Below are 9005 nucleotides of genomic sequence, written 5' to 3'. Positions count from 1 at the left end.
GCCACCGCAGTCGAAGAGCAAGACCCCGCCAGTCGTGACGAACTCAAGGGTCGAAACGGTCCATGAGGGATGAAGACCCTTCGGTTCAGTCCGATGAACCTTCAGTTCGCATGAACTCTGGGACTTCCACGGGGGCGAGGAACCGGCGGACAGCCGTTGGCGCTGAGATGGATCTTGATTGCAGGGAGCTGAGGTTGTTCTTGGTTGCGAAGCGTCCCTAGTGCGTTGCCTGGTCCCGGCGTCGACGTGCGGCGCGGATCTCGGCGTCGGCGACCTTGTCGTCGAGCAACGCGTACAGCTGCGTCGTCTCCGTGGAGGCGTGGCCGAGGCGGCGACGGACGGCCTCGATGGAGACGCCGGCGTTGATGAGTTCGGTGGCGTGGGCGTGGCGCAGCTGGTGGATGTCGATCTCGACGCCAGCCTGCGCGCAGTAGCTCTGCCAGCGGTGGTGGGCGGCGTCGTAGGACAGCGGCCCGCCGCGGCCGTTCATGGAGGCGCGAAACAGCGGCCCGGCGCGGTAGCCCGCGCGGGCCAGGTAGAGCTTGAGCAGGGTGACGTAGCCGCGGTCGTCGAGCAGGACGGTGCGGACGCTGCCGCCCTTGCCGTGGACGCGGACGTGTTCGTCGTCCAGGCGCAGGTCCAGGTCCTCGACGTACAGCCCGCACACCTCCGAGGCGCGGGCGCCGCACACGTAGGCCGTCTCGAACAGCACCCGATCCCGCAGCCGGTCCAACGACAGGTCTTTACGCGGCCGCCGCGAGCAGATCACCGCCAGCACCTTGGCCACGTCGGCGGCCGCGGCCGGGCGCGGCAGGCTCTTGGGCACCTTCACCGTGTCGATCCGGTCCATCGGGTTGGCGTCCAAGAGATCGTGACGGACCGCCCACTTGGCGAAGGAGGCGACGGCGGCGCGCTTGCGCTTACGGCTGGCCGGCGACAGCTCGGCGAGCTCGGCCAGGAACGCGCGGACCGGCGCGGCGGTCAGCTCGGCGATCTCCTCGCCGTGGTGGGCGGCGAAGGCGATCAGGTCGCCGCGGTAGGCGCGCCGGGTGTGCGCGGAGGCGCCGGCGTTGGCCAGGTCGGTGAGGAAGTCGTCGAGATGGCGGGCGAGCGGGTGGGCGCGGCCGAGCTGCTCGGCGATGACCGGATCCACCGTGCCGACCTCCACCGTCCGCTGAGTTGCCAGATAACCGGGAAACCAAGCCTCCGCGCCGGGTGGTGGTCGTCCAGCTCGCGCCCGGCATGTGATCGCTATCTTGCCAGATAACAAAGGTTATCCCGAAACCCTTGGGTGCCGTACCCGCCCACATCGGAGCGGCGGATGGCGGTAACCCCGCCTGCCCTGGCTCGCTATCGCCGCTGGCCGTTCGGTCTCAATCCCGATGATGCGTGGCGGCACCGGCCCCGGCTTGGACAAATCGGACCTAGCCGCCGAACGTCACTTCGGGATAGCGGGCGGACGGCTCGTCCAGCAGGGGCTGCGGCTTCCCGGTGAGGTGGCGGGCGAAAAAGGCGGCGACGTAGGCGCGGGTGATCTCCACGGAGCGGGCTCCGGTCATGGCGAACCCGAGGTCGAGGCCGATCTGTTCGGCCAGCAGCGGGACGTCGGTGAAGGACGCGTGCTCCGCGCCGGTCACCACCAGCCACCGCTTCCAGCCGGTCAGCCTCTTCCAGTCGCGTCCCCAGCTCCCGTCCTTGCCGCCGGGGCTGTGCATCGTCGGCGACCCCAGGAACAGGAACGGCCGGGACAGGCCGCGCTCGGGGATCGGGGCGAAGGTGGTGCCGTCCAGGTTGACCCCGGCGCGGATGCGCTTGTCCCGCACCATGGCCGCGATGCTGCTCGCGCCGCCGACGGACTGACCGGCCATCCCGATGCGCGACCGGTCAATCAGCGCGGCTCCCCGCCATTTCGGCTTTGCGCCGGTGAGCTGGTCGAGAACGAAGGAGACATCCGCCGCGCGGCTCCGGACCACCTGCTCCCCGAAGTCCGGGTCCTTGTTCCCGCAGGCGACGCACGTGGTGACCCGCCCGTCGGGGAAGGCGGTGGCGACGCTCTCGTAGGTGTGGTCGATCCCGACCACCACGTTGCCCCTGCTGGCCAGGTCCTCGGCCAGGCTGGTGAGTGAGCTGCGCGGGGAGCCGAGGCCGGGGGAGAGCACCACCAGGGGCAGGCCGCGCTTGCGGCCCGCGGGCACGGCGTCGGTGAAGGCGTTGGTCCGCACCTTGCTCAGCGTGTCGGGCGCGATGGGCAGCTCCGCGTCCTTGATCAGCAGCTCGGACTCCTTCGGCGTCACGTACGGGGCCTGGTGCCTGCCTCGCGTCCCGGCCGCTGGGTACCACAGGGAGACCATCAGCTCCCTCGACTTCGCCGCCGGGACCCATGGGTCGCTCCGGGAGGCGTCCTTCAGGTGGAGGGAGGTGACGCCGACCGCGTGGGAGCCCGTCGGCGCGGGCAGCCGCGGTGCCGCCGCCGGCGCCGCAGCGGCGGCGGGAGTGGGGGCCGTGAGGGTGAGGAGCCCGGCCAGGGCGAGGGCCGTCGTTCTCGCAAGATGCATCAGTGTGTCGCCTTTTCTCGGGAGGCCGCGGTCATCCGCGGACGGGACGACGCTAGGCGCGGCGTTGCGGCGGGCGCGTCGGCCGCCGTGCTGAATCTGGGTAGCTCTGAGGAATGATTCGAGCCCGGTGTCATCCCTGCGATGTAGTCCCGGCGGACGCCGCTCCCGTCATCGCGACGGATGCGTGGCCGGTCGCGCAGCCGTGACAATGTCCCGATGGCGGCGGAACGAAGGTGGCGGATGTGGCGGCAGTACGTGCGGGAGGTGTTGCGTCCGGAGGAGGCGCGCGCCCGGCCGTCACGCGGAGCGCTGGTGGCCGACCTGGTGCTCGCGCTGCTGCTGACCGTGCTCGCGGTGGCCGCGGTGGCCGATCTGCACGACGCCTCCACCGAGGGGCGACCGGGGCCGGCGGCCGTGTCCCTGCAACTGCGTCCCGATCCACCCGCCCGGCCGGTGAGCCCGGACCCGCCGAGCCCGCGGGCCGGCTCAGCGCAGGGTCCGCACCCGCTGCTGGTGGTCCTGACCGCGTTGCCGCTGGCGGTGCGGCGCCGGTACCCGCTGGCCGTCTTCTGGACGGTCGTGCTCGCCGCGCTGGCCACCCACGAGGCCGCGACGTGGATCACCGTGCTCGCCTGCGGCGTTGCCGCCTATGGCGCGCTCGCCTACAGCCGTCACCGGCTGGCGGCGGCCGGCGGGCTGGCGGCGGCGGCCGTGCTGACCGGCGTGGTCTTCCAGGACGTCGTCCCCGCGCTGCCGTCCTGGCTGGGCCCCATCGTCGTGCTGGCGGGGGCGGGAGTGCTGGCGGTGGCCGTCCGCTTCTGGCAGGGGCGGCTGCGGGCCGCCCGGGATCGCATCGACGCGCTCCAGCGGGCCCAGGCGCAGGCCACGCGCGCGGCCGTCGACGAGGAGCGCGCCAGGATCGCCGCCGAACTGCACGACATCGTGACCCACAACGTGAGCGTGATGGTGATCCAGGCCGGGGCGGCGCGCAAGGTCATGGACGCCGAGCCCACGGAGTCGAAGCGGGCGCTGCTCGCGATCGAGGCGGGCGGCCGGGCGGCCATGTCCGAACTCCGTCACGTCATGGGCCTGCTGGCCACCGAGAACGAGGCCATGAAGAACGAGGCCACGGAGAACGGGCCGCCCGGTCCGCAGGGCGGGCTCGCGCCGCAGCCTGGGCTCGATCAGCTCGACGCGCTGGTCGCCCGGGTCCGGGGCGCCGGGATCCGGGTCGGCGTCGAGCTGTCGTTGCCGCCCGGCCCGCTGCCCGCCGGGGTCGATCTGGCCGCCTACCGCGTGGTCCAGGAGGCCCTGACGAACACGATCAAGCACGCGGCGGGCGCGGCGGCGTCCGTCTCGATCCGCCACGAGGGCGACCGGCTGGAGATCGAGGTCACCGACACCGGCGGCACGCGGCGCGGCCGGTCGCACACGGGCGGGCGCGGGCTGATCGGGCTGCGCGAACGGCTGGCCGTCTACGGCGGCACTCTGGACGCGGGACGCACCTCCGCGGGAGGCTACCGGATCTTGGCCCGAGTACCATGGCGAGCCTCATGAGCCACCCTCTCCGCGTGATCATCGCCGACGATCAAGCCCTGGTACGCACCGGCTTCCGAATGATCCTGGCCGCCGACGGCATCGAGGTGACGGCCGAGGCGGCGGACGGCGCCGAAGCGGTGGAGGCGGCCCGGCGTACCAGGCCGGACGTCGTCCTCATGGACATCAGGATGCCGCGCATGGACGGCATCGAGGCCGCCCGGCGCATCCTCGCCGACGACGCGGCCGGCGGCACCCGCGTGCTCATCCTGACCACTTACGACCTCGACCACTACGTCTACACCGCGCTCGCCGCCGGGGCCAGCGGCTTCCTGCTCAAGGACGTCACCCCCGAGCACCTGGTGGCCGCGGTGACCCTGGTGCGCACCGGCGACGCCCTGCTCGCCCCGACCATCACCCGGCGCCTGGTCGAGCGGTTCGCCCGCCGGGACGACGCCGGCCCTCCGGCCCCGCACCGTGACCTGTCGGAGCTGACCGCGCGGGAGCTGGAGGTGCTGCGGCTGCTGGCCACCGGGCTGAGCAACGTCGAGCTCGCCGAACGGCTGACCCTCAGCCCGGCGACGGTGAAGACCCACGTGGCCCGCATCCTGGCCAAGCTCGGGCTCAGGGACCGGGTGCAGGCCGTCGTGCTCGCCTACGAGACCGGGCTGGTCTCCCCAGGCGCGACGTGACCGTGCATGGTCATGCCGATCCGGGAAGAACATGCTGCTGCGGTAACGTCGCGATGTCGGCGGCTGATCACACTCTGTTACTGACAGTTAGTGTCGCAGCCCACCGACACTCTCCTGTCGCTCAACAGGGCGAGACCGGGGGGTGGGAACCGAATGCGCCAGAAAAGGGCCATGGCCGGGCGTAATCGGTTCCCACCCCCATTTGCCCGCTCCTCTGAAATACGTCAATATCATTGATATGTTTGCGGACGAGCGTGATGTCGCACTTTTCTTCCTCGGCTGGCGTTCCTTCGTCGACGACGCCGACACCGTGCTCGCCGAGCACGGGCTCGGCCGGATGCACCACCGGGTGCTGTACGTCGTGGCCCGCAGCCCCGGCATCAGCGTCGGCGAGCTGGCCTCAGCGCTCAGCATCTCCCGCCAGGCGCTGCATCGGCCGCTGTCGGACCTGCGGCGCCGCGACCTGGTCGCGGGCGACGTCCCCGCACGCAGCGGGCGCGAGCGGTCACTGTCAGCCACCCCCGAGGGGCAGGCGCTCGAACGCGCCGCCACCGGCCCCCAGCTCGCCCACCTGTCCGCCGTCTTCGACGCAGCCGGCCCGGCCGCGGTCGAGGGTTGGCGGCGGATCATGCGCGGCCTCGCCCACGACGCCGTCGCCCAGGCGTCCCCTGTCACCCGCCACCTCGTCAACGAAGGAAGACCCGACGATGCCTGACCTGACTGACCAGTTCCTCGATCTGCCCGCCGGCCGTACCCACTACCGTCTCGACGGGCCGGCCGACGCGCCCATCGTCGTCTTCGTGCCCGGCGCCACCCTGCCGATGTTCGTCTGGGACGGCCTCGCCGACACCGTCGCCGCCAACGGCTACCGCGTACTGCGCTACGACCTGATCGGCCGGGGCGCCTCGGCCGCGCCCCGCATCTCCTACGACGCCGACGCCTTCGACCGCCAGCTCACCGAGTTGCTCGACCGTATCCAGCCGACCGAGCCCGTGCACCTGATCGCGCTCGCGTTCGGGGCCCTCATCACCGCCCGCTTCGCTGGCCGCCGCCCCGAACGGGTGGCGAGTCTGACCTACGTCGCGCCGGACGGCTTCGGCGTCCGCATGTCCCCGGCCGTACGGCTGATGCAGCGTCCGGTGCTCGGCGACGCGCTGCTCGCGATCGCCGGCACCGCCGTCCTGCTGTCCCGTCTGCCCGACTACTCCGACCGGCCCGAAGTCGTCCAGGCGTTGCGCTCGCGGTTTCGCCCCTACGCCACCGCGCCCGGATTTCAGCGGGCCGTGCTCTCCTCCGTGCGCCGGATGCCCGTCCACGACGCCGGCGCCCTCTATCGGCGCAACGACGACCGGGGCGTTCCCACGCTCGTGCTCTGGGGGCGCGCGGACCGTGTCACCCCACTGCCCGAGCCCGAGAGCCTGCGCACCGCCCTGCCCCATGCCGAGCTGCGTGTCTTCGACGGTACGGGCCACCTGCCCCATGCCGAACGGCCCGCCGAGGTCGCCGCCGCCCTCACCGCGTTCCTCCAAGCCAACACCGCAGGCGCTTCGGGACCCATCCGCGAGGGCCGTAGTGACGCGTCCATGGTCACGCCCGATTGATCATGTCTATAGGCGTTGGGTGTGACTGAGATCGCTTGATGGGTCTGGTGCGTTTGATGGGGACCGCCTACCCGGGGCAGACCAAGTACGAGAGAAAGGGATAGTCATGTCGCTGACCACGGCGATCACACGGTCCCGCCCAGCGTGCCGCACGGCCACGATGGGTGTGCTCCAGAGCTGACGATGGCCCGACGCGATGCGCGGGCCATTCGTCGTGGTGGCGACGGGGACCGGGGGGAGTGCCGGGTTGCGACCACGTCGGTACGCGGGTGGAAGCAGCAGTCGCCCCCAGGGGGCGGAATTGGCGCCGGAGCCGAGTTTCGGGGTAGGCCGCCCTCCAGGCTGCTACCTGCTACCGGGCTGGTCAGGCTGCGTTTTTGGGTGCTAGCGGGGCTGCTTCCGGAAGCAGGCTCCCCTGCTTCCGGAAGCAACCGTTACGGCCATGGTTTTCGCCGGCGCGCCCAGGGGCTACGGTCCGCGCAACAGGCCGTGACCTCAGTACGACGGGTCCTCCAAGACCAGCGCTGTGAGCAGCTGGTCGAAACGATGCAGCACCACGGCGCGGCGCTCGGCGTCCGCGTGCCCGGCGGCGCCCATCACGGCCTGGGCGACGTCGGCTAGCACGACGCCGGTATACGGGCCTCTGGAGGCGATCGCCCGCAACAAGATCAACCGGCAGAAGATCACCACGCATTGGTCGGACATGATCCGGGTCGCCGGATCGCTGGTGACCAACCAGGTTCGCGCCTCCGACCTGCTGCGTATGTTCGCCCGAGGCGGGCGCCCGACCCCGCTCGGGCAGGCGTTCGCCGAGTACGGTCGCATCGACAAGACCCTGCACCTGCTGTCCATCCTGGACCCGATCGACGACACCTACCGCCGCAGGCTCAACAAGCAGCTCACCGTCCAGGAGTCCCGGCATCGACTCGCCCGCAAGATCTGCCACGGCGCAAGCGGGCAGATCCGGAAGGCTTATCGGGAGGGCCAGGAGGATCAGCTAGCCGCGTTGGGGTTGGTCGTCAATGCGGTCGCGCTGTGGAATTCGAAGTATCTGTCGGCCGCCGTCGACCAGGTGCGGGCGCAGGGCGTGCCGGTCAAGGATGAGGATGCCGCCCGGCTCAGCCCACTCGGCCACGCCCACCTGAACGTCCTGGGCCGCTATGCCATCTCTTCCTCCGCACCGGCCGAAGGCCTGCGCCGGCTCGGCGAGATCCCCGACCTGCCCGACGGCGGGGACATGGTGGAGACGGTGGAGGGAGAGGGCGTGTAGACCTCTGGCTTTGCGCCGACGGCTATCAGGATTCTCCCGTGCGGGATTCACCGTGACGGCGGCGTTTTCAGGGCCCCTCGTGGTCGAGGGCGGCGATCTCGCGTGCGGCCTCGGCGATGGCGCGGTAGTCCTTACGCAGGATCGAACCGTGGTTGCTGGCGACTTTCGCGCTGATTTGGATGTTCGGATTGCGGGCAGTCACCGCAGGGAGGCTGGCGCGTACCTGTTCGTGCCCGCCCTGGCTTCCGAAGGACTCCCCAGAAGCGACCACGTAGCGCGCCGGGACGGTGATGCTGTCCAGCACGGGGCCCAGGTCACGCTCGCGGGCGATCTTGCCGACCTCGATGTTGCTGTCTGCCAGCTGGTCGCCGGTCATCCGTGGAGCCATACCGAACGGGCGCAGCAGCTGCATGGGCCACCAGATCCGCTTCCATATCTTGCGCATCCCCGGTTCCATGGACTCGTCGAACCAGTCGTAGGGCTGCGCGCCCTCAACCAAGACCGCGCCCACGGTACGGGCCGGATTGCGGCTGGCCCAGTGCGCCGCGACAAACGCTCCATAGGACCAGCCCACCACTACCGCCCGGGCCACACCCCGGGCTGCGAGGACAGCATCGACATCTCGGATGTTCGTCTCGAACGAATAATCCGCCGAACGCTTCGACTTACCACGCCCCCGCATGTCGTAGGTGATGTGCCGCCACTGCGTCCCCAACTCGGCGAGGACCCGCCGCCATTGCCGCTGAACGCCGGCGTGGCCGTTGAGGTAGATCACAGGGACACCGCCGCCGGTGTCGGTGACGGCTAAGGCCGTATCGGCTACTGGGACCATGCCGGTCCAGGGGGATCGCTTGATGGTCATGGTCTGCCTTTCTCGAAAGTGAATCGGGAACGGTGGCTGGTGCCGGTGGCCAGGTCCCGGACGGCGCCCTCGAATGAATAGTCCGCCGAGCGCTTCGACTTGCCGCGGGCGCGCTCGTCGTAGGTGATGTGCCGGTAGTCGCTGTCGAGGTCAGCGATGACGCGCCGCCCGTGCGACTGGTCGGCATGGGCGCCGTTGAGGTAGACCACCCGATGGCCGGGCCCGCCGGTGTCGCGCACGTACAGCGCGCTGTCATCGACCGGCACCCTGCCGGTCCAGATGGATTGCCGGCTGGTCATGGTTTCCCCTTACTCGCAGAAGACACGCAGGTGGCCATCGGACGCCTCCATTTCCACGATCGTCTCGTCGAGGTGCTCCACGAGCGCCTCAAGCTGCTCGGGCTTGAGCTGCTTCAGGTCCAGCGGCACGCCCGCCTTGTCGAGCTCGGCGTTGGCCCGATCCAGCGCCTTCGGTGGGACCAAGGCCGCG

General features: G+C 70.6%; 10 protein-coding genes and 1 pseudogene. 5 read left to right on the top strand and 6 right to left on the bottom strand.

Annotated elements, in window-relative coordinates:
* Window positions 1-217 precede the first annotated feature (217 nt).
* The gene (locus EJK15_RS64875) at window positions 218-1153 is read right to left on the bottom strand and encodes a tyrosine-type recombinase/integrase (RefSeq protein WP_138720190.1); all 936 of its coding nucleotides are present in this window, start codon (window positions 1151-1153) and stop codon (window positions 218-220) included.
* Between the two features lie 271 nt (window positions 1154-1424).
* The gene (locus EJK15_RS64870) at window positions 1425-2555 is read right to left on the bottom strand and encodes an alpha/beta hydrolase family protein (RefSeq protein WP_138720189.1); all 1131 of its coding nucleotides are present in this window, start codon (window positions 2553-2555) and stop codon (window positions 1425-1427) included.
* Between the two features lie 216 nt (window positions 2556-2771).
* Here EJK15_RS64870 and EJK15_RS64865 point away from each other — a divergent pair, with 216 nt between their 5' ends.
* From EJK15_RS64865 to EJK15_RS64850, 4 genes are all read left to right on the top strand, one after another.
* Window positions 2772-4112 (top strand): sensor histidine kinase, encoded by a 1341-nt coding sequence (locus tag EJK15_RS64865; RefSeq protein WP_138720188.1) that lies wholly within the window; start codon window positions 2772-2774, stop codon window positions 4110-4112.
* Window positions 4109-4783, top strand: coding sequence for a response regulator (locus tag EJK15_RS64860; RefSeq protein WP_138720187.1), 675 nt, complete (start codon window positions 4109-4111; stop codon window positions 4781-4783). The genes EJK15_RS64865 and EJK15_RS64860 overlap by 4 nt, the downstream gene beginning before the upstream one ends.
* 238 nt (window positions 4784-5021) lie before the next feature.
* On the top strand, window positions 5022-5498 hold the full coding sequence (locus tag EJK15_RS64855; RefSeq protein ID WP_138720186.1) for a MarR family winged helix-turn-helix transcriptional regulator: 477 nt from the start codon (window positions 5022-5024) through the stop codon (window positions 5496-5498).
* On the top strand, window positions 5491-6384 hold the full coding sequence (locus EJK15_RS64850) for an alpha/beta fold hydrolase (RefSeq protein WP_138720185.1): 894 nt from the start codon (window positions 5491-5493) through the stop codon (window positions 6382-6384). Before EJK15_RS64855 ends, EJK15_RS64850 begins: the two co-directional genes overlap by 8 nt.
* Before the next feature lie 495 nt (window positions 6385-6879).
* Here EJK15_RS64850 and EJK15_RS72240 read toward each other — a convergent pair whose 3' ends face one another.
* Window positions 6880-7089, bottom strand: coding sequence for a hypothetical protein (locus EJK15_RS72240; protein ID WP_171075340.1), 210 nt, complete (start codon window positions 7087-7089; stop codon window positions 6880-6882).
* Between EJK15_RS72240 and EJK15_RS64845 the strand changes: the two are divergent.
* Window positions 7019-7654, top strand: a pseudogene (locus EJK15_RS64845) (Tn3 family transposase); the annotation flags it as partial. The gene EJK15_RS72240 and the pseudogene EJK15_RS64845 overlap by 71 nt on opposite strands.
* A 67-nt stretch (window positions 7655-7721) precedes the next feature.
* Here EJK15_RS64845 and EJK15_RS64840 read toward each other — a convergent pair.
* From EJK15_RS64840 to EJK15_RS64830, 3 genes are all read right to left on the bottom strand, one after another.
* Complete coding sequence (locus tag EJK15_RS64840; RefSeq protein ID WP_138720184.1) at window positions 7722-8516, bottom strand: alpha/beta fold hydrolase; 795 nt, start codon at window positions 8514-8516, stop codon at window positions 7722-7724.
* The gene (locus EJK15_RS64835; RefSeq protein ID WP_206062178.1) at window positions 8513-8815 is read right to left on the bottom strand and encodes an alpha/beta fold hydrolase; all 303 of its coding nucleotides are present in this window, start codon (window positions 8813-8815) and stop codon (window positions 8513-8515) included. Before EJK15_RS64835 ends, EJK15_RS64840 begins: the two co-directional genes overlap by 4 nt.
* A 9-nt stretch (window positions 8816-8824) precedes the next feature.
* Window positions 8825-9005, bottom strand: a 181-nt coding sequence (locus tag EJK15_RS64830) for a hypothetical protein (RefSeq protein WP_206062176.1), incomplete at its 5' end; no start/stop codon positions are given.

The organism is Nonomuraea basaltis, from assembly GCF_005893125.1.
GTDB lineage: Bacteria > Actinomycetota > Actinomycetes > Streptosporangiales > Streptosporangiaceae > Nonomuraea > Nonomuraea basaltis.
Note: the sequence above shows the minus strand (reverse complement) of the source record. Positions and strands in the feature narration are given on the sequence as shown.

What these genes read in the sequence shown, in the direction of transcription:
- EJK15_RS64855 (WP_138720186.1), top strand. Translation starts at nt 5,022, where the DNA reads ATGTTTGCGGACGAGCGTGATGTCGCACTTTTCTTCCTCGGCTGGCGT.
- EJK15_RS64870 (WP_138720189.1), bottom strand. Translation starts at nt 2,555, where the DNA reads ATGCATCTTGCGAGAACGACGGCCCTCGCCCTGGCCGGGCTCCTCACC.
- EJK15_RS64840 (WP_138720184.1), bottom strand. Translation starts at nt 8,516, where the DNA reads ATGACCATCAAGCGATCCCCCTGGACCGGCATGGTCCCAGTAGCCGAT.
- EJK15_RS64850 (WP_138720185.1), top strand. Translation starts at nt 5,491, where the DNA reads ATGCCTGACCTGACTGACCAGTTCCTCGATCTGCCCGCCGGCCGTACC.
- EJK15_RS64835 (WP_206062178.1), bottom strand. Translation starts at nt 8,815, where the DNA reads ATGACCAGCCGGCAATCCATCTGGACCGGCAGGGTGCCGGTCGATGAC.
- EJK15_RS72240 (WP_171075340.1), bottom strand. Translation starts at nt 7,089, where the DNA reads ATGTCCGACCAATGCGTGGTGATCTTCTGCCGGTTGATCTTGTTGCGG.
- EJK15_RS64860 (WP_138720187.1), top strand. Translation starts at nt 4,109, where the DNA reads ATGAGCCACCCTCTCCGCGTGATCATCGCCGACGATCAAGCCCTGGTA.
- EJK15_RS64865 (WP_138720188.1), top strand. Translation starts at nt 2,772, where the DNA reads ATGGCGGCGGAACGAAGGTGGCGGATGTGGCGGCAGTACGTGCGGGAG.